Here is a 246-nt window from a genome sequence, read left to right on the forward strand (position 1 = left end):
TTTCAAAGGGGGCAGTTGAGATTTCATTCCATGAAGGTTTATCAGAATAGCCACTAAGGTAGTTAAAGAAATTTGTTGCATCTACCCCAAATGAATTCCTCGTGGTTAAAACGCCCATATCTGTATACAATTTTGCAGTTTTATCATTATAATTTCCAGTTCCTAGATGCACAATCCTCTGCATAGTACCTTGCTTTTGCCTGATGATCAAAGTGATTTTACTATGAGTTTTAAGACCAGTAATAC

At 35.8% G+C, this 246-nt stretch carries 1 pseudogene; it reads right to left on the bottom strand.

From position 1 onward, the window contains the following. Positions 1-246, bottom strand: a pseudogene (locus AOA59_RS31145) (RNA degradosome polyphosphate kinase); the annotation flags it as partial.

Source organism: Pseudomonas sp. 2822-15, assembly GCF_002742515.1.
Classification (GTDB): domain Bacteria; phylum Pseudomonadota; class Gammaproteobacteria; order Pseudomonadales; family Pseudomonadaceae; genus Aquipseudomonas; species Aquipseudomonas salomonii.